Annotated in this window: 13 protein-coding genes; 3 read left to right on the forward strand and 10 right to left on the reverse strand. The window is 51.5% G+C overall.

The genetic code is table 11. The annotated features are described in order from the left end of the window. Window positions 1-329: 329 nt before the first annotated feature. The 7 genes from EK22_RS20585 to EK22_RS20610 all read right to left on the reverse strand — a co-directional run bounded on the left by EK22_RS20585 (window position 330) and on the right by EK22_RS20610 (window position 14,567). Window positions 330-1,442: a sensor domain-containing diguanylate cyclase gene (locus EK22_RS20585; protein ID WP_020160685.1), complete on the reverse strand. Its 1,113-nt coding sequence runs from the start codon at window positions 1,440-1,442 to the stop codon at window positions 330-332. Between the two features lie 165 nt (window positions 1,443-1,607). Beyond that, window positions 1,608-10,322 carry a GH36-type glycosyl hydrolase domain-containing protein gene (locus EK22_RS20590; RefSeq protein WP_235209466.1) on the reverse strand — a complete coding sequence of 2,905 codons (8,715 nt, stop codon included), beginning with the start codon at window positions 10,320-10,322 and terminating at the stop codon, window positions 1,608-1,610. Window positions 10,323-10,844: 522 nt separating this feature from the next. Then, complete coding sequence (locus EK22_RS24435; protein ID WP_152565177.1) at window positions 10,845-10,994, reverse strand: lmo0937 family membrane protein; 150 nt, start codon at window positions 10,992-10,994, stop codon at window positions 10,845-10,847. 189 nt (window positions 10,995-11,183) lie between these two features. Then, window positions 11,184-12,302: a DUF1207 domain-containing protein gene (locus EK22_RS20595; protein ID WP_020160682.1), complete on the reverse strand. Its 1,119-nt coding sequence runs from the start codon at window positions 12,300-12,302 to the stop codon at window positions 11,184-11,186. Window positions 12,303-12,315: 13 nt separating this feature from the next. Then, window positions 12,316-12,783 (reverse strand): BON domain-containing protein, encoded by a 468-nt coding sequence (locus tag EK22_RS20600; protein ID WP_020160681.1) that lies wholly within the window; start codon window positions 12,781-12,783, stop codon window positions 12,316-12,318. 504 nt (window positions 12,784-13,287) lie between these two features. After that, window positions 13,288-13,488: a CsbD family protein gene (locus tag EK22_RS20605; protein ID WP_020160680.1), complete on the reverse strand. Its 201-nt coding sequence runs from the start codon at window positions 13,486-13,488 to the stop codon at window positions 13,288-13,290. A 464-nt stretch (window positions 13,489-13,952) separates the two neighbouring features. Then, complete coding sequence (locus EK22_RS20610; protein ID WP_156830561.1) at window positions 13,953-14,567, reverse strand: FlgO family outer membrane protein; 615 nt, start codon at window positions 14,565-14,567, stop codon at window positions 13,953-13,955. A gap of 1,048 nt (window positions 14,568-15,615) precedes the next feature. Between EK22_RS20610 and EK22_RS20615 the strand changes: the two genes are divergently transcribed. Then, window positions 15,616-16,365, forward strand: a complete 750-nt coding sequence (locus EK22_RS20615) for a PEP-CTERM/exosortase system-associated acyltransferase (RefSeq protein WP_036254047.1) — start codon at window positions 15,616-15,618, stop codon at window positions 16,363-16,365. Between the two features lie 214 nt (window positions 16,366-16,579). Beyond that, window positions 16,580-18,202: a tetratricopeptide repeat protein gene (locus tag EK22_RS20620; RefSeq protein ID WP_161786478.1), complete on the forward strand. Its 1,623-nt coding sequence runs from the start codon at window positions 16,580-16,582 to the stop codon at window positions 18,200-18,202. Window positions 18,203-18,284: 82 nt separating this feature from the next. Here the strand turns inward: EK22_RS20620 and EK22_RS20625 are convergent, their stop codons facing one another. Next, window positions 18,285-18,563: a hypothetical protein gene (locus tag EK22_RS20625; protein ID WP_036254050.1), complete on the reverse strand. Its 279-nt coding sequence runs from the start codon at window positions 18,561-18,563 to the stop codon at window positions 18,285-18,287. Between the two features lie 33 nt (window positions 18,564-18,596). Next, a complete protein-coding gene (gene pepA, locus EK22_RS20630; RefSeq protein ID WP_036254051.1) occupies window positions 18,597-19,382 on the reverse strand; it encodes a flocculation-associated PEP-CTERM protein PepA in 786 nt (261 codons plus the stop codon). Between the two features lie 257 nt (window positions 19,383-19,639). Here pepA and EK22_RS20635 point away from each other — a divergent pair, with 257 nt between their 5' ends. Further along, entirely contained in the window at window positions 19,640-20,317 is a 678-nt protein-coding gene (locus EK22_RS20635; protein WP_036254052.1) for a class I SAM-dependent methyltransferase, read from the forward strand. A gap of 333 nt (window positions 20,318-20,650) precedes the next feature. Here the strand turns inward: EK22_RS20635 and EK22_RS20640 are convergent. Continuing rightward, window positions 20,651-20,908, reverse strand: a 258-nt coding sequence (locus EK22_RS20640; protein ID WP_036254054.1) for a transposase, incomplete at its 5' end; no start/stop codon positions are given.

Below are 20,908 nucleotides of genomic sequence, written 5' to 3' on the forward strand. Positions count from 1 at the left end.
AATTTTTTGATAGGCGCTGATTGAACCTCTATAGGGTCTGACATAATAATTACCTTTAGCACTCATTCTTGTAAAATACGGAATCACAACGTGTTCCTGACAACTGTTCGAGTTTTAAAAAGTAGGCTGAAGCGATCTTTGCTGCATGACGATGTTATTAAATACACCTAAGTCGTGTCGGTCTACCTCAGCCTTTTTTCACTAGAATTCCTATTCTAATGAAAACGCGTTAAGTTGCTTGGTTTTAATCATACAAGTCGTTGAACAGGAACAGAAATCCTGCCTCATTTGCGGGTCTTATTTCATTCCCATTCCTAAGCGGCGTTAGGTCAGGTATTGGAACCGACGGCCATGAACTTGCCTTTCCGCACGCGGTTCCTGCCCTGGCGCTTGGCCTTGTACAGGGCCGAATCGGCCGATTTGATCAGGCGGCCGGCGATATCGCCGGCCGCGGCGGGCACATCCGGCACATAGGTAGACAAGCCGATGGAGACGGTGGCGGGAATTGACAGGTCATTAAATTCAATCACCAGCGCCTGGATCGCTTTACGGATGCGCTCGGCGATGTCCATAGCCCTGGCCTCAGTGGTCTCCGACAATAACACGACAAATTCCTCGCCTCCGTAACGGACCAGTACGTCATTATTGCGCAATTGATTTTTTATCGTATTGGCGACCAGATATAAAACCAGATCGCCGGCCTGATGCCCATGCTGGTCATTAACCATTTTAAAGAAATCGATATCCAGAAACAGGCAGGATATCGAGCTTTTGTTGCGCTGGCAGCGATCTATTTCCTCGATGATTCGCAGTTCAAGAAAGCGTCTGTTATTGACACCGGTCAACGTATCGATGTAGCTGGTGCGCTTTATTGTTTCGAAGTTCAGATTGTTTTCCAGGCAGACGCCGACGACTGAAACCAGATGCTCGACAAAATCCGTCGCCATGGTATCGGCAAACCGGTCCGCATGGTAACTGCCCAGATTCAGCGTCCCGAGATATTTCCCCCGGCGCTTTAACGGCGTGATGGCGACACTGGCCGGCTCTTTCTGGCCATGGCTAAACAAACCGGCGCAAATTTTCCGGTCATAGAGGCCAATATAGGGGCGAATGACAAAACCGAACAGTTTTGTCAGCAGTTCTTTGTTATCGAGCAGGATCAGGCCTTTTTTTGACCGGCTGGCGTAACCATCCTCGTCCAGAATAGCGGCGATTTCGCCTTTCTCGTCGATCAGGCACAGGCTGACCGCGTCAAGATCAAAATAAACCCTGGCGTCCTCAAGCAAGTGGTCGATCACATCCGCCAGCGTATTCAGGTTCAACAAGCCCATTTCGAAGGCCTGAAACTTGCGCAAAGTGGCGCTGTTTTGTTGAACACGTCCAATCATGCCGTCCAGATGGCTCTGCAGCACTAATAAATCGGTTGCTAAATCTTGTTCCAATCTTATTGCTCTACTATTCCCCAAATCCAAAGTCTGGCAGGATCCCGCGATAATCCATGCCTCGACGCAGGCGAGTTTACCCGTCTTTATAATCGGACGCTATATTTTAGCTGAATGAAAGCGCCCGTTGCACTGGCCTGGGCGAAAATGAGCGGTTGCCGCGGCTTAATCGGCGCCCACCTCAACGTCAACCTGGTGGGACCGGCGATCATCCGCTACGGGTATGATGCCGGGCTCTTTGACCTCAATGCCATCGACCAGGATACGAACCACACGCCCAGGCTTTTCACCGACGCGCTTGATGATGATGTGATATAGCGTTTCGCCGTAGCGGTAGTGAATCTTGTACGACTGCCAGTGGTCAGGCATGCACGGGGCAATATACAGTTTATCCACTTGCAGTTGCAAACCCAGCAGGGTTTCCAGAGACAGCCGGTACAGCCATCCGGCGGCGCCTGTGTACCAGGTCCAGCCGCCGCGGCCGGTATGCGGCGGCGCACCATAAATATCGGCCGCGATAACGTACGGCTCGACCTTGTACAGTTCTCTTTGTTGCGCCTCGCTGGTGCGATTAATGGGATTGAGCATGTCAAATAACTCCCAGGCCCGCTCTTTGTCACCCATCAGCGCGAAAGCCGTTGCCGTCCAGATCGCCGCATGCGTGTATTGGCCGCCGTTCTCGCGCACGCCGGGTACATAACCTTTGATATAACCGGGCTCAAGAGCGGATTTGTCGAAAGGCGGCGTCAGCAGCTGGACTATCCGCCTATCCCTCCGGACCAGCCGCTGGTCAACCGCCTCCATCGCCTGACGGGCGCGTTCCGGGTTGCCGCCGCCCGAGATAATGGCCCAGCTCTGGCTGATCGAATCGATTTGGCACTCATCATTGCCGGCCGAACCCAGCGGCGTGCCGTCATCAAAATAAGCTCTGCGGTACCAGCCGCCGTCCCAGGCATTGGCTTCAATGTTCAAGAGCAGTTGCTGCGCCTGCGCTGTGCAAATGTCGGCAAAGGCCTCATCAGACCGGTTACGGGCCAGATCGGCGAAGAGCCTGAGATTGTCATACAGGAACCAGGCCAGCCAGACGCTCTCGCCCTTGCCTTCGCGTCCGATCAGATTCATACCGTCGTTCCAGTCGCCGCAACCGATCAGCGGCAGGTCATGCGCGCCGAAGCGCAAGCCGTATTTAATGGACCGCACGCAATGTTCGTAAAGACTGACTCCTTCGGACGAATACAACGGCTGATCATAATAAGCTTCTTCTTCCGGCCCCAGTTCCCGGCCCTCCAGAAAATGCACGATTTCGTCGAGCACGCCCGTATCGCCGGTCGCGGCGACATACCGGCATGTCGCATAAGGCAGCCATAAATAATCATCGGAGAAATGCGTCCGCACGCCCTGGCCGCACGGCGGATGCCACCAGTGCTGCACGTCGCCCTTGCTGAACTGGCGCCCTGCGCAACGGATCAACTGCTCGCGCGCCAGCCACGGCGTCGCATGGATCAAGGCCATCGTATCCTGTAACTGATCGCGAAAACCATAAGCGCCGCCCGACTGGTAATAGCCGCTGCGCCCCCAGAGCCGGCAGGACAGCACCTGGTAGATCAGCCAGCCGTTGGTCATCACATCCAGCGCGCGGTCCGGCGTTTCGATATAGACCGAGCCCAGCGTCCGGTTCCAATAAGCCCACACGGCTTCCAGCGCCTGCCGCGCGCCGGCCGGCGCGGCGAAACGCTGAATCAGATGCTGCGCTTCCTCGACATCGCGGCCGGCCCCCACCACAAACACGATGTCACGCTCCTGCCCGTCTTCCAGTTCGATATGGGACTGAATGGCGGCGCAAGGATCAAGCCCCGCTCCGGTCTTGCCTGACAGATGCGTGCGGTACAACGCCGCCGGCCTGGCCAGCGAACCGTTACGACCGATGAATTCCATGCGATTGCCGGTTATCGTGCGCACCGGCTCGCTGATCTGCACGAACATAATCCGGTTTGCGCATTCGCGGCCATAGGCATTGCGCGCGAACAGCGCACCGGTTTGCAGGTCGGGTTCGGTGACAATATGCATCTGATTGGCGTGCCGCCATTCGCCCATGACCAGCTCCCAATAACCGGTCAACGACAGGCGGCGGGCACGCCCCGAAGCATTGCGCAACTTGACGGCGACAAATTTCACCGGCGCATCCATCGCCACATAGGTTGACAGTTCCGAGTAAATGCCCGTCTCAAAGTGTTCGAATACGCTGTAGCCGAAACCATGCCGGCAAATGTAGCCTGATCGGCCGCGCGCCGGCAACGGTGTCGGCGACCAGAATTCGCCGGTTTCCTCGTCGCGAACATACACCGTTTCGCCGCTGATATCGCTGAGCGGATCATTGTGAAACGGCGTCAGCCGGAATTCATGGGCGTTTTCAACCCAGGTATAGGCGCCCCCGCTTTCGCTGACCACGGTCCCGATATGAGGGCTCGCGATCACGTTAGTCCATGGTGCCGGCGTATTCTGCCCTGGCTCCAGGGTAATGACATACTCGTGCCCATCCTGTGTAAATCCGCCCAAGCCATTGAAGAAAATAAGCTCGCGCGCGGGCAAGGGCGTGACAAACTCGGCTACCGGCGCCCGCACAGGCTCCAGCGCTTCCGGGAAATGCTCGGTAAGCATGCGCCGCTGAACCGAGCCCTGGCGCCAGCGTTTCCTGCGTTCCGTGACCCGCTTCGAAGCGACGCGCCGTTCCACCTGTTCGGCCAGTGACTCGGCGGTATCGGTCAACACGACGCGGGCAACGGCCTGAAACAAGACCCGGTCCTCTTCGGCCAGGTCTTCGGCGCGCCGCACGAAAACTCCGCCCGGCTTGTCCAGCATTTGCGCTTCGTTGCCGATAATGTTGATCAAGCCCATGATCTGATCATGCAGCACGGCGCGATAGCCCGAAAAGTCTTCATTCATGATCACCAGGTCGGTGATCAGGCCCTTCATGCGCCAGTAGGCATGCGCCTGCAATGCCTGCTTGACCAGGTCGATGCGCTTGATGTCGCCTATGCGCACCAGGACGATGGGCCAGTCGCCGGACACGGCGAACGGCCAAAGGCCCGGCTGACCCAACTGGTTGCGTGCGATAATGCTGGGCGCCGCGCGACGCAAGGCATTACTGTAAATGACCGAGGTCGCCAGCCGGCCGTAAATTTGCGCATCCGCTTCGGTGGCGTTAAGGCGGCGCAATACCTCCTGACTCTGAAACCAGGACATCTCGAACGCACGCTCGATAAAATGCCGGTCACGGTATTTGTCGATCAGCTCCAGCACCGCTTCGCGCGTATCGGCAGTGCCGGTAATGATCTTCACGACCGCCGAGTCATCGGGCGCTATGGTCAGCGCCTGGCGAATCGCGACGATAGGATCAAGCACCGGACCATCCGTGTTGGATAATGCCTCGGGACGGTTGCTGTCGTCGAATACGACCGGATTGGCGGGTGTTCGGCCCCGGCCGATAAACCGGGCGCGATCGGTCTCGTAGGACGGCTCGTCGGCGGCAGTGCCGGTGACGGTGATCAGATGGAACATCCAGGGAACCCGCTCCTCCGGCGTGCGGCGGCGGCGCGTGCAGAGTATCGCTTGTTGCCCGGGCAGGATTTCGGTCTGTACGAACAGATTGCTGAACACGCGGTGCGCCAGGTCGGCATTCTGCGGCGCCAGCACCACCTCGGCATAACTTGTGACTTCCATATGCCGCAAGTGAGTGGACAGATTGGTCAGCGTCACGCGGCGGATCTCGACATCGTCCTCGGGTGAAACGCTGATCTCGGTATGCGCATCAATGTCCAGATCGCGGCGGCGGTACTCGGCGCGCGACTGCACGAAAATCGCCTCGTAATATTCGGCCTTGCGCAATGTCGGATGGTAGGTGCAGGACCAATATTCACGGGTCTCGCTGTCACGCAGGTAAATAAATGAACCCCAGTTGTCGCTCGTGGTGTCCTCGCGCCAGCGCGTGACGGCCAGATCGTTCCAGCGACTGTAACCGCCGCCGGCCTGGGTCGCCATGACATGATAACGGCCGTTGGATAACAGATGGACTTCGGGTATCGGCGTGTTCGGATCGGTGAACACGCGCATGATCTCGCCCTCCTCGGCGACGGGAGGTCGTGCGGACGCGCTGACTTCGGCCGCATGCGGATGCAGCGTATAGCCTTTTTTCGGCACGCGCTCCTGCAACAGCAAGTCGGTCGCGCGCACCAGCGGGTCGGACATGAACCGGCGCTGCATCGGCCGGTCCAGCAGCACATGCTCAAACGCCAGCAGGCTCATGCCCTGATGATGCGCCATGAAATTGCGCACGATTGCATGGGTCTTGCCGCGCACGACACGCGCCGGCGTGTAATCGATGGCCTCGTAAAGCCCGTAGCTGCCGAGAAAGCCGTTAGTCACCAAGGTCTGCAAGTTGCGGCAGGCCAGATTGGGGGTAACAGTCAATGCCAGCGCCGTGGCATACGGCGCGATGACCAGATCATCCCCCAGGCCGCGCTTGAAGCCCAGTCCGGGCACGCCGAACGCACGATATTGGTAAATCTGGCGCATGTCGGTCAGGTTGTAGCAGGATTCGGAAATGCCCCACGGCACGCCGCGCTGCCGGCCATATTCTATCTGCCTGGATACGGCGGCCCGGCAGGTTTGCTCCAGCAGCGTGTTCTGATAACTGGGCATGATCAGTTGCGGCATCAGGTATTCGAACATCGAGCCGCTCCAGGAAATCAGGCTGACATCGCTGCCGTGACTGGTCAGCAAACGGCCGAGCGTAAACCAGTGCTTCTGCGGCAACTGCCCTTGCGCGATCAGTAGGAAACTGACCAGGCGCGCTTCCGATGCCAGCAGATCGTAACAGGCCGGATCGCGGCGGCGCTCACCGACATCGTAGCCTATGACCAGCAGATCCGAGGTATTATCGTAGAGGAACTTGAAATCCATATCGGCCACCCTGTCGCAGCGCGCGATCAGTTCATCGATGAAGCGGATGCGCTCCCGGGCCTGTTTATGGTGAATGCCTGTAGTCTCAGTCTCCGCCGCGCCTGATTCGGCCAGCGCCTCCAGGGTCGGGATGGTATTGAACTGATGCGGATCGGGCACCAGGGTCTGAAGATCCTCTCGCAATGAACTGACCTGGTAATCCAGAGCCTGCGTCCAGTAGTGCTGTTCGCTTTCGGTATCGGCCGGCAAGGCGGCAAGCAGTTCCGTGCCAGCCTGCTGTATTTTCTCCAGCAGTGCGTCGACCTCGGTCAAGGTCTGAAATTCGCTGTCCGGTTTACGCGAAGCGAACAGATGCTGCAGCGTTTTCATGGATCGGGTCAGTGCCGGTGCCGATGACAACGGGAGGTATTCGGCCAATACCATAAAGGTATCTTCCAAACCTTGAAAGGCATTGGCCGAGAAGATCGGCTGGGCCTTCAGCTCAACCAGCCCCGCTTTCAGCGTCAGCAGGCTGCCGACCAGATTGCCGCTATCGACCGACGATACATACTGCGGATGCAGCGGCTGCAGCGTGCGCGTGTCGTACCAGTTATAAAAGTGGCCGCATTTATAGTTACAGCCCTTGCCGTGCTGGTAGCGTTCCAGTTTTTCCATGGTCGCCACGGTGTTCTCGGTACGGTACAGCAGTTCACCGGCGGAAATGTAACCGAAATCGTAGGCGGCCAGATTGGCCGTCAGGGCCATGCCCATGTTCGTTGGCGACGTGCGCGAGGCAATAACCGGTGTCGGGTATTCCTGAAAGTTATCGGGCGGCAGCCAGTTATCGAGCGGCGCGACGAATTGCGCGAAGTAGCGCCAGGTCCGCCGCGCCAGCGTACGCAAAAAAGCCCGGTCATCGGCGGTCAAGTCCGCGGCAGGCGGTGCCAGCGGCTTACTGATCCACCAACCTATGACCGGCGAAACCAGCCAAACCAGTAACACAGGGGCCGAAACAAGCCAGTCCATCCATCGGGCGCTGTCCCATGCCATATATAGCGCCACGGTCAACCCTGCCGCGACGACAGGCGCTATCCACATTTCCAGAAAAAAATCGGCCAGTGTTTTGCGGGCATTGCGGCGCGCATAGGCCTTCGTGTGCCAGAGCATTAGTCCGCGCCGCGTAAACGGCATGCGCGCCGCCGAAGCCCGGATCGCATCCAGGCAAATCAGGGTATCGTAAGGCAAAAGAACCAGCGCCAGCAAAGCAAGCAAGACCGGGCGGGTGGCGGTTTTATTGGCCAAAATAACATGCTCAAGCCATTCGCGGTCGACCGGCTTGCGAATCAATTCGATCACGCCCTCCAGCAAAGGCTGAAACAACAGGATGGCCATCACCAGCACGGTCCAGAACCATGCGGGCGCCGGGCCGAACAGCCAGCCGCCGGCCAGCAGGGCAAGCAGCGCGGGCGGTACCAGGCTGCGCCGCAGGTTGTCGAAAATTTTCCAGATCGATAAGGGCGAGAGCGGGTTCGGTCGCCGCTTGCCGTCCGGCCCGGGCACATTCGGCAACAGCCAGCCGGCCAGTTGCCAGTCGCCGCGTATCCAGCGGTGCCTTCTGCTGGCTTCGATCGCGTAACTGGCCGGATGCGCCTCAATCAGATCGACATCGCTGATCAGACCGGAACGCGCATGCCCGCTCTCCAGCAAGTCATGGCTGAGAATCAGGTTTTCCGGAAAGCGCCCGTCGACCGCCTGACGGAAGGCGTCCACATCATAGATGCCTTTGCCGATAAACGAACCTTCGCCGAAAATATCCTGGTAGACATCCGACACTTCGCGCGTATAGGGATCGATGCCGGCCTCGCCGGCGAACAAGCGCGTAAAACGGGATTGGCTGGCGCTGAACAGGCTGATGGATGCGCGCGGCTGCAGGATGGCATAACCGTCGGTGATGCGCCGCTTGTCGGCATCGTAGATTGGCCGGTTTAAGGGATGGGCGATGTTGCCGACCAGCGCCCGCGCCGCGTCCCGGGGCAGTTGCGTATCGGTATCCAGAGTAATGACATATTTGATCGAGACGAAGATGGACGGGTCGCCGACCCGCTCGGAAAACGCCGTTCCACTATCGCCTCTCAGCAGCGCATTGAACTGTTCCAGTTTGCCGCGCTTGCGCTCATAGCCCATCCACACGCGTTCATACGGGTTCCATATCCGCGACCGGTGAAACAAATAAAAAATGCACGGTCTGTCATCCCGATAAGCCGCGTTAAGTCCTTCGATGGCCGTACGGGCAAGCGAGAGCAAGTCCTCGTCGCCCGGCTGCGTTTGCTCGGGCGCGTCGTTAAAATCCGTCAGCAAGGCAAAAAACAGGTTGGCGTCCCGATTGCCGAGATAGCGTATTTCCAGGGCCTCCGCCAGATCGGCAACGTCTTGCGGCTTGCTCAGCAAGGTCGGCACCACAACCATCGTCCGATGATCGGACGGAATACCCTCGGAAAAATTCATGCGCGGCAATACCCGGGGCGGAACGGCCATGGTCACGAACTGATTGACCAGCGGCACGGACAGCGCCATGCCCCCTATCAGGCTGCTGACGGCAAAAAACCAGAACCGCCAGTTATCGGGGCCCGTGCCCTCCAGTGACAGCAGCACATTCGCTGCCACCAGGGCGGTAAGCAGAAAAATGGAACCCAGGTAAATACTCAGGCGATACGGCCGGCATGACCGGATAGCACGCGCAATCCGGGGCATGTGATAATCGACCTTGCGCTCAAGCTCTTGCCGGCCTTTATCGATCAGATAATAGCCGACATGGGCGGCGCGCTCCGCCGCCGACATGCGCTCGGCCGCGGACCGCGCGCATGCCACCGCCTCGCGGGCCACGTCCGGTTCGCCATGTGCGCTGCCCTTGGCTATTTTTTCAATGATATGACGATACCGGTCACGCGTGGCGAAATCCTGATTGCCGTATACACCGGCCGGATCTGACCGCAGGGTTTGTTCCACGGCGCTGAGAGCTTCGACAAAATCCCGCCAGTCCATGGCACTGATAAACCGCAGGCTGCCCACACTGTTGGCGATGGAGATCTGGTTAGCCGCCGCCATGTGGCTGGCATCCTGCATTAATTGCGACGCATTGAGGCCTTGCTCGAGCAACTGGTTGTCGATCCAGGTCTGCACGAAGGCCAGCGCTGAACCCTGAACCTGAAGCCTTGAATTGAATTCTTCCACAAACGATGCCGTTAATGGCACATCGGCACTCGCAAACTCGGCGAGCAATTGGACCAGCTGTTTCGGGTTCCTTTCGGCCGTCTCCAGCATGCGGTCCGACCACATGACGGCCGCGTTGTATTCCTCGCGCCCGCGCGCTATGCGCAGCCCGACACGGCGGAGATTCTCCAGCAATGCCAGACGCAGCATAATCGGAAATGCCCACAATTCACCCAGCTTCAGCGGCTCGACCGTCTGGTAGGCGGCGATGAAATTGGTAGCGTTTTCGCTGTCAACCCGACCGTCCTGATGAGAAATCAGCTCCAGGGCTAGTTCGTAAATGCGGGGAAAACCGGCGGCTTGACCATTCGCCAGCTGCGGCAGTTCTCGGCTATATCGCCGGGGCAAGTGGCGGCGCGCCAGGTTGATCTGCTGTTCGATAAGATAGAAATTATCGAGCAGCCAGGCCTCTGCCGCTGAAATATGCTGTTCCTGATTGACGGCCGCGGTGACCACATCATAGGCTTCCAGCAGCACGCGCTCATTATCGTCCAACCTCGGCAACAAGCGGTCCGGCCCGGGGCGCGGATTTATCCGATGCTGGCCGGCCAGCGTGACGGCATAACGCTTCAGTTGCTCGATGCTGAACAGTTCCGAACGCAGCAGATCGGTATCCCGGCCGGTATGATGACCATGCCGTGTATGTATGAAAAACCCAAACCTTCTGATCACGCTGCTGTTCTCCTCGCCCGAGTTCGACACCGATTGATTCTGTCACCCTACAGTCCCTTAAAACGATACCGCGCACGATTTTGATATCATTATTGATTCTCTGGCAGCCTCCTGACTCTTGCGTAGCGGTAAGACAAACTAGTACTCAGTCAGCCTTGTTCTGACGAGTAAAATTTGCAGAGCATTCATAGCTTGCGAATAGTGCGAATACCCTGAAGGGCATAAATGAATTCGCACCTACAATTTACCCGCCATAATTAAATTGACTGACTACTAGAGCTGTTTCATAGGATATGACATACCCTGTAATGCTTTATTCTGAGTCGAGGAATATCCAAGTCGCTTCGAGATTGTTTCTTACCTGGGTGTTTCGCCGATTTACCTTCTGAGACTCATTAACTTTAATATTTTCTCCAACTCCTTGAACTTAAATACCGGGGAATGTGGTGAGCGCACTAAAATATCAGCGGAATCGAAGCAAGATTAAAACTTATCCGGCAAAGCTAAAAAATATTGCCGTATCTAAATCGGTCTTCGACCTTGAATAATACGAACCACGATCACTATCAGTGCGATAACCAAAAGGATATGAATAAATCCGCCCAGTGTGTATGAAGACACCAGGCCAAGCAACCAAAGGATAATCAAGACAACCGCTAAAGTTTCAAGCATTTCCATTTCTCCTAAAAGGCCGTCAATTGATGACGATTACATTATGGATGAGCAGGATGATTGCCATCCATGAAGAAACCGGCCAGGCATATTGGAATTCGGATCCGAATAAATTCCTTGGTATAACCAATAATACATTTTAAGGACAAAGCGCACTGCATCAGGCGCAATTCTTTGAACGCTTATCGTTTAAAAGTGAAAATGGGCACCCAGTCCGATGTATTCGATTTTATCGTTGTAGAACTGGCCACTCGGAGAGTGTCCGTTGAAATACTCCACAAGCACCTGAAAATGCCGTCCCATCACTTGCAAGTTTTCAAATTGAACGCCGGCACGTGCCGATACATCGGTTTGCCAATCGTTCTCTTCGTAGTTTTTAAGATCCACCGCCGCAATCGGCCGCAAGGCGGCAAAATCCATGTGCCATGGACTCCTGAACTCAATCCCGTATTGCACCGACCAGGGCTTGAGCGAGCGTGGCTCCTTATGAACCAAGCCGCCGCCTCCGCCATACAGGCGAATACCGTAAGGAAATTCATAAGAGAGTTTCAAGTCTATCCCTTCGAAACTCAAATTTACCCGTTGTATGCGGGTCCGTAGCAAAAACTCGTCGCCGAGATGGGAACTTTGATGAAAGAGCCGGCTGAAAGCCGAGAAATTGCCGATACGCAGGCTTGAATACAAAGCTCCGTAAAAATCGCTATTGATTAAATCCGATGAAGGCGCATCGAGGTTGAAATCACTGAAGACGCCCCCTTGAAGTCCGACCTCCCACTGTCCCGCGAATCGCCGTCCGAAGCTTAAGTTTCCGCGATAAAACGGTATGGTTTCACCGAAGCTGACTGATCCTATATTGACAGTGTCCTCAAAATCGCCGCTGACACTCGTATAACGATATGACGCTGAAAAGTGGGGCCAGCGGGGGTCGGCCAGTAACCGCTCAAACAGATGGCCTGTCGGCAAGAATCCGGTCTGCAACGCTAGCTCCCCGCCCGTCCGTACCGTACCATGAACGCCTGTTTCGGCAGGAGTTGACGCCAGCCGCTCGCCTCCTTCAACCATCTCAACTCCGGCTACGCCCGGAATACTCGACAAGGCATCCATGACTTTGCCCCGGCCGGTATTTTTTAAATCATCCGCATGAATCGTGATGATGCCGTTCTTGACGCTTAATGACTGGCTGCCCAGCTTGAACTCCCGCTGAAGTATGCTGGCGGCATATCCGGCAATATAGGCATCCTCTACCGGCGCCGCGCCAGCGCCGGAAAGGCAAAGCAAGGTAATAAAAACACTGATCAGACAGCGCATGAAATACCTCGTCTTATTCCGGAACCGGTGTAACCACCAGATTGTTTTCCACCGATTGCACACCGTTAATCCCACGGGTAATTTCCAGCGCCCTGTCAACACTTTGCTGTGAATCAACGACGCCGCTCAGTTTGACCACGCCTTTCTCGGTGATGACATCGATCTTGGTGGCGCTGAGTATGGGATCGGCTACCATTTCCGCTTTAACCTTGGCGGTAATGGCTGAATCGTCCAGGTATTGTTCAACCGACCCGGATTCGCTCCCCATGGATTCTTCCCTCTCCTCAATCGCTTCCTGTCTTTGTTCAGTCATTTCCTCAAGTCTTTCGTTGGTTCTTTCAGCGGCTTCATCAGTCCTTCTGCCGGCCTCTTCAGCAGGCCCCTCTTCCTTGCAGCCGGTTAAACTGATGAAGGCAGATAATAAGAGAGCAACAAATACGCTATGTGAAAGGATCGTTCGTTGGTCGTTTTTTATATTCATGGGGTATTCCTTAAATAAGTGGTGGTTAAAAGTCTTGGCTATTTGCAACTGATGAATTGCCAATTGGTCAAGGTCACTCCTAATTCCCAAGTTCCTAATCATGGCTGGATTCTGCTGACAAAGATCAGGATCAATGCAATGATCGGTCTCAACCCGCGGCAACCGAACAGGTCCGAACATAATCCGGCAGCCGGCTATACATGCAGGCAGGGATTCTTGAAAATTGTGCAGCCATGCGCGGGCTTTCTTGTTTCTGCGCAAGCCATTGCCGACCCTAGCTTCCAGCCTCTATTGCGACGAGACATTAAAAAAACGCCAAACTTAAACTCACCCTGTTAGCTTCGGGCGAGACTGCGCTTCTGCTACAGGATGAGTTTGACCATAATGTCCCTGAAAAGGGGGCTCTTTTTGATAAAACGCTAGACCTGGATCAGTATTATTATCAAAGTGTCTAATTCATTTCGACGAGCCGCGCCTTTTCTCCTGAGAAAACAAATGCAACGATTAATGGATGCGATCTTCAAAATCCCGGAGTCGCCGTTCCGCTTCGTCTTTTTCAATGCCATAGCGCTCCTGGATCTTTCCTAGCAATACATCCCGCTTGCCTGCGACTTGATCGAGTTCGTCATCGGTCAATTCACCCCAGGTTTCTTTCACCTTTCCTTTAAACTGTTTCCAGTTGCCTTCTATTTGATCCCAAGCCATCTCTATTCTCCTGATAGTTAATAAAAAGAATGAAATTCCCCGTAACAGGGACTCAGCTTAGAGGCGAACAATACCGCTTTCGCCGTAAACTTAAAAATACTGTAGCTACAGGACCGGAATTGGTCTGTACGGTGACACACATATGAATCCATGTCCTTGTGTCATCTGATAAGAATCGTTCATAATCTATAAAAACTGAAACACGTCCATGTTCCTTAGATATTGATGCTTCGAAAAGTTTCCTTGTTTTTTGAAATCAGGCACATAGTCGACAATTTCTGGCTAAAATCGCCATGGTCATAAACTGCGTATAAACCCTGAATAAGCTGGTCCGCCGATATGGGTATTGGCCAATCCACGCTTTACCGGGGCGATTTTACTATTGTGACAGCCTCACACCCGCCGCCCCGATTACTGGCCGACATCCAGGCTATTTAACCTGGACTTATTAATCCCTTATGACTCTAGAATCCTCCCTGCGGATCAATATCGGTTTCATTTACCGATCCCGCTTCTCCTGATTGCTTGGTCTTTATGTCATTGGAACCGACTTCCTTGGACTCCAGTAGAAGCTTGGCATCCGGACCCATCGGTATAGACAGATCCGTGGACGATATAATGGTTCTGTCGTTCAGGTCGACTATGCGCAGGGAAACATAGCCGGTTCTCTTGCCTGGGGCGTATACCCCTCCCACTAAGGCAGCTGGATTATATTGTCTCAGCATGGCTTTGACTTCATCGGTAAGATGTAATGCACCGCCTTCCTCCATGGTGAAAAGGTCTATCGGCATTTCCATACCGATAATTCGATAGCCGGCGTTATGAAAAGCTGAAGCAATCTGATTGGCGACAATCCGGCCGAAGGAAGAAGTCTGTTTCAAGTCATCTACATTAAGCAATGTGCTGACAACAATCAAAGAGTTCTTCGGTAAGGGTCTGCTCATTTGTTGCTGCAGCGTATTTGCCGCATCATAACTGACCCCAACCCAATCGGTATCCTTGACTTCCTTATAGCGATTCAGGGAGCAACCATTAAAAGTAAGCATGATGATGATAAAAAGTGACATATTTTTTAGCATAGTTATATCCTTAAAATTATATTGACTATAACAATTCGCCTTCACTTCCCCCTTTTTTCCATTGGCTTTTTTGTCGCGACATGGATAAGGAGTCAAGTTATCAATTAACTTACAGAAAGGGATACTAGTTGATTGATGATCTAGAGACAAGGGTCAGCGTCAAATATGCGGATTAATTTTTCAAAAAACCTGAAACTTTCTATTTATAGGGTCTGCTTCGCATTGGCACGGATGCCATTGAATTAATTTCCTGACATTTAATATCGGCAATTTCCGGCTAATAACAGACTGATGGACAGCCTGGCAATAAGCGTATGGAACAATTCATGCCATAAAAACGCTATAACAACTACAACATCCACAGTTACATCAAGCCAGACAAAGCGGATATTAAATCCTACATTCCGCGGCAAAATTTGATCCAATCAGAATTATTTCCGTATCGATTGTTAATCGGCCTGTTCATTTTCCTTGATTCCCAGGCGTTTTTAATCTGGCAATTCCTACGGATTGATGCCCTGATACCGTAATACGCAGGGGCGAACCTGTGTGTCCGCTCTTGCTCAACGGTTCGCCTTTGACCTGCGGTTCCCCGATAGCCTGTTGTGCACCCGAAACAGGGCGGACACGTAGGTCCGCCCCTACAATGCCTCCGCACGATACAGGCAATCCCTTTGATTTGTATGAGCCGCCTCGCAAATTATTAGGTGATTTCCATATTAAATATTATTCCGGTAGTGGCTGAATTGGCTGCGGAATGTCGGTTAAATATAAGAAAAAGGATATTTTTTTATTGCCGCTTGTCTGTATGAACTACAGATAAATTATTTCCGCTCTGCTACCGCGGACATAATCCTGATATTTGAGAAAAAACCAATCAGACTTTGATTGAATAAGTGCTAATAAGCTTTTGTTTTAAAAAAAATAATCGAAATCGTGATTGGTTTGGGCAAACTAGCAGGCGCTTGGCATGAAGACCAAGATCCATGGTACTGAAACACATCGGGGGGGGCACTAAAAAAACATAACTTGAGATATAGGCGGTGTTATGTCGGAAAAAAATCAAACACTGGTTGAAAGCTTTAAAAAATACTTTACTGTGGATTTTGCTCATACGCCTCTAATAAAAAGTAAAGTTTACGCGATAAGATACCATGTTTATTGTGATGAATTTCACTACGAGTCCCCCGACCGGTTTCCGGATAAACAGGAATACGATGAATTTGACGATCAGTCTCTGCACTGTTTAATCACCCATAAAATGACCGGACTCCCTGCCGGTTGCGTGCGCTTGGTTCCGACTACCGGCAATAAAGGCGAAGCCTTGCTGCCATTTGAAAAATATTGTTCTGAAAGCCTCGATCATGAATTTATTAAAAGCTTAAATTTAGATCGCGAAACAATTTGCGAAATATCGCGCCTGGCAGTTGACAGCACTTTCCGCAGACGTTCGGGAGAAGCGTTGACCCGTTTCGGTGATGCTATGAATTTTTCTGATCATGAGAAACGGACATTTTCGCTGATCGCGGTTTCCTGCTTTCTGGCAGCAACGGCACTGACGGATATGACCGGGCGCTCTAACATATTTGCAATGATGGAGCCGTTCCTACCAAGATTGCTGAAAAGATCAGGCATCATTTTTCAGCAGGCAGGAAAAACCATTGACTACCATGGGATTCGAGCTCCTTATTACATTAAAAAAACACAGTCCGCCATGAATAAGATGGATCCTGAATTGAAAATTTTATACCAATGGATCTATGAGCAAATCGAAGAGACGTATTGGACCTCAATATAAAATCAAAATGTAATTAATGCTTTAGGCAGACAATATTTGACGTTAGTATTGTATTGCTTAACAAATCGCATATAGGCCGGATTATGCTCTGGCAAATCCACACGTTGATAATATTATTTACAATGAATAAGGTTATCCCATGAAAAATAATTCCCTGAGAGTAAAACGCCGTCTTATTGCAATAGCCATTAGCATTTTGACTTCGAGTTCCACCATGGCTGCAATCTATGATCTTCCGGAAAATCAGCAAAGCAATTTTAATGATTTAGATCAAATTGGAGTGCAGCCGGATGAATTGGAAAGTTCTTCTTCATTTCTGGAAACTTTGCAACAGAATGAAAACAGCAACAAGAAAAAAAGCTATCTTGAGATCTTTGATCTGCTCAAACAAAATAAGCTTGCGGATGCCAGGACTGAAATCACCGCGCTGTTAGCACAAAACCCGCGCGAACCGGAGTTCTATAATTTACAAGCCCTGCTGGAAATCCTGGAAAAAGACACCACTTCAGCCCGACAGAGCTTTCAAAAAGCAATCCAACTGGATCCAGACAATCTGACCGCTTATCTTGGGTTGGCCAAACTGACTTTAGATGCGGACGATCTGAACAAAGCCAAAGAGTATTCAAACAAAGCTTTAGCTATTAATAATAAATCAATCAAGGCTTATCTGGTGCTGGCTGATATCGCCCATAAGGAGAAAAATCCCCGGGAAGTAGAAAATATATTATTGACCGCACTTAACAAGACTAAAGGAAATGTCGCGGCCGAAATAGAAGTAATCAAGCATTTAAGTAAATTTTATGCAGCCAATAAACAACCCGATAAAATTTTATCGTTAGGTCAGGAGATAGCGGGACGTTATCCAAATAACAGTATGGCGCTTTCCACACTGGCCGGCGCGCAGCTTATTAATGGACAGAGACAGTCGGCCGAACAGACACTGCTTCAACTCATTAACCTGGATAAACAGGATATTAACCACCGGCTGTTGCTTGCACGGTTATTTATCGAGCATCCTGATAAAGAAAAGGAAGTTTTTAAATTATTGGACGAGGCATCAGAGATAGATCCCAGCAAGCCGCAGGCCCTTATTTTTAGAACCGCTTATTTAACCAAACTCAAACGCTACCGGGAAGCTTTGGAAAATGTGGACAGAATAAACAGACAGTTCCCAGCCATGGCCATTGGTAAAATGTTGCAGGGTGATGTGTATCTGGCGGAGAAAAAATTTGATAAAGCCCTTGCCGCCTATCAGCAAGTCTATCAAGTCGCACCGAACAATAAGATTTTATTTATCATAGCCGATCTGATGAATGTCCAGGATAATCCGGCCGGAGCTCTCCAATTTCTCAACAGCGAATTGGAAAAAAATCCTGAGAATAATGCAATCCATTTTAAGCTGGCCGCTATCCATTTACAGCGGCAAAACTATGAACAAGCTGAAACGCATTATCAAGCGATACTGCTTGATCAACCCGATAATGCCCTTGCGTTAAACAATCTGGCCGGTATCTATTCCCTGCAACATAAGCCCCAAGCCCTGGAATTAGCCAAAAGCGCTTACAACAAGGCGCCCGGTTCAGCGACGGTTGCCGATACTTATGGCTATATCTTGATTAAACAGGGACAGCACCAGGAAGGACTAGCCCTGCTTGAAAAAGCGGCCGCATCAGCGCCTCAGGCTAATGATATCCAATTTCATCTGGCTGAAGCATATTCTGTTAACGGCAATAATAAACAGGCCATTGAAATACTGGAAAACATTAAAAAGTCCGAGCAACCATTTCCGGAGAAAGAAGCCGCTGTTAATTTGTTGAATCAATTAAAAACCAATTGAAAAAAACCGGTTACGGAAAACTGCTGATGTGCGCCTGCCATAGGGTAGATAGCACTGGAGCGCTTAAAACCAGGCAAAGCTGTTAAAAGTGATTATCGGATAGGCTATACAGCCAGAAACAGGGAGCATTAAAGAACAGGCCTGAGGACTTGATCATGGCGTTGCAGGAACAATTGCCGTCGCAGGATGAGGCGATATCAAAGCCTGTTAAAAACACATGATCCGCGACTTTTACTGATACGACGGTATAGATAGAGGGACCTTCAACATGCGCTGAAGGTGCGGATACTTCAAAGAGTCGTTTATCTTCGATTTCAATATCAAAAAACCTTGCTTGAATGCGTCCAAGCAAGGTTTCCATACACTATAAAATCAGCTTGTCAAACAACGGTGTTCAGGCCCGTACAGCCCGGCGACGAGTTGCTCTAAAGCCCAGCAGGCCTAATCCAAGCAGCGCCATGGAAGCAGGTTCAGGTACAGGTGGTGTAACATCAAACACGGCACTGACATCGCCGGTTACTTCGAAAGTGCCCGGTCCGAAATTGTCCACATCAAAATCGCCATTTGCCTGTAACTGTACATAGAAAGGATCAGGAGAAATGAAATAATTTTGACCATCGGCAGTCAGCGTGAAATCGTCCCATATAAAGTTAAACGCGCCTGGTACGCCGGGAATCCCTTCCAGGGTGATAGCATTCGTTGCGAAGCCTATACCATAATTGTCGCCTGTATTACTTATAGAGAAAGCATCAGCGGCTGTCGCGCCAAACGTGATATCCGAATCCTGATTGGGATCAGCGAATAAATTAAAAGTGGCTTCACCACCTGTAAATGTACCGGCGACGGGATCAAAGCTTCCAGTCGATTCGAAAGATGCACGGAGTAAATACCCGGCAGGTTCAAGATTATTAATTTGTGAAGGCACGACAAGTGAACCTTCGTTACTCAGGAACGCCGAAAAAGTAGCATATCCCACGGCGGAAAAAGTGCTATCAGCATTAATCGTCAACTGTTCCAGATAAGAACCGTTTACTTTATCAGCAGTGAACGTGTTAGGTGACGTATCAGGCACACTGCCTTCATCGACAACAAAGTCACCAAACTGAGCGTTTGCTAAACCAGGAGCAATAGCCACACCCAGTGAAAAAGCTGCGCCAAGCATATTTTTGTAAAGTTTCATTGTAATCTCCTAAAAAGTTTATAACGCATTAGGTTGCATGAACCATAAAGCAACTCATGTGCCACAATAATTTCCTTTTTAATTTCAAAGCCTTACAAATCAACACATGACGCCAAAGCGTTTCAGTGTAAAAAACACTGACAGAGCAATGGATTGATAGCGTTGTAAATCGATAGCGTTGTAAAATAGAGCCAACCTACCTAGAATGGCGCTAATAATTTCAGCCCAAAATCTTATGCATCTGTCCGGGAGTTTTCATGACACAGCAGCAACAACAATCCTCGGGTAAAACACGCGATGAAATCGCGACGGCTTACTCATCCGAACCCTGGTGGTACGATCTTCGCGGTTTTTTTATTCTTACCTTCGCTTATAACAGTACACTGGGCTCTCAATTACGATTTTTTGGACCTAACTTTGGCGCCCGGCATCTTGAAGTCGCATGCGGCACCGGCACATTACTTGAACTTTTGCTGCGCTGGCGAAAATGGAAGCGTATGCCCGCTTCCGATATTACAGGTATCGACTATGCCGAATCCATGCTCGCGGGAGCCAGAAAAAGATTCTCCGGTAATCCATCAATTAACCTGGAGCACGCGGATGCCGCGGAACTTCCCTTCCCCGACAATTCATTTGATACGGCCAATATCGCCAATGCCGTACATTGCTTTCCCAATGTCGATGGCGCACTGCGCGATATACATCGAACACTTAAGCCCAAAGGCACGCTGGCGGCAAACGTATTGCTTTATCCGCGCACACCATGGCCATTGAACCGTATCGCGGAACGCATCAATGCCTGGGGTATCCGCAAGGGAATTCTGTATACGCCTTATGAGCAAGAAAATATTCGTCAGAAAATTGTTGATGCGGGTTTTGAGATTCTGTCCGAATCGGTTTCCGGCAATTGTTATCTTGTTCTGTGTCAAAAATAAAGCAGGAAAACAGACGACAACGGCAAGCGCGGCGAACCTTATTGATTCAAACCATAAGGTTCCTGCCGTCTCGGATCTATATGACTCTGGAGGGTTGCACGACCGATTAATGCCCTGCCCTGTGCGGATATGGGGAATTACAGAGAGCGCTTATCGGCAAATATGACGCAGCCGCCCGGATTAAAGCCTAGTAGTCAGTCAATGTATTTATGACGGATAAACTGTAGGTGCGAATTCATTTATGCCCTTCAGGGTATTCGCACTATTCGCACGCTATGGATACTCCGCAAATTTTACTCGTCAGAACAAGGCTGACCGAGTACTAGTACTTAGTCATTGTTGTATTGTCGGATAAAGTTTTTTCAATTTTACCCGAGCATCTTGATTGGTAAATTGCCATTCCATGGGTTTTGAAATCGAATTTCGTTTGTCTTGCCAGGCAGCGACTTCGTTTTTCAAGACCTCTTGATTCGGAATGCGCCGATCCAAACATTGTCTTGATAAGATGCTCAACTCGATTTCCGCCATATTAAGCCAACTGCCGTGCTTGGGCGTGTAATGGATTTCCAGTTTATCCAAAATTCGCCGCGC

This window comes from Methylobacter sp. BBA5.1, from assembly GCF_000746145.1.
GTDB lineage: Bacteria > Pseudomonadota > Gammaproteobacteria > Methylococcales > Methylomonadaceae > Methylobacter > Methylobacter marinus.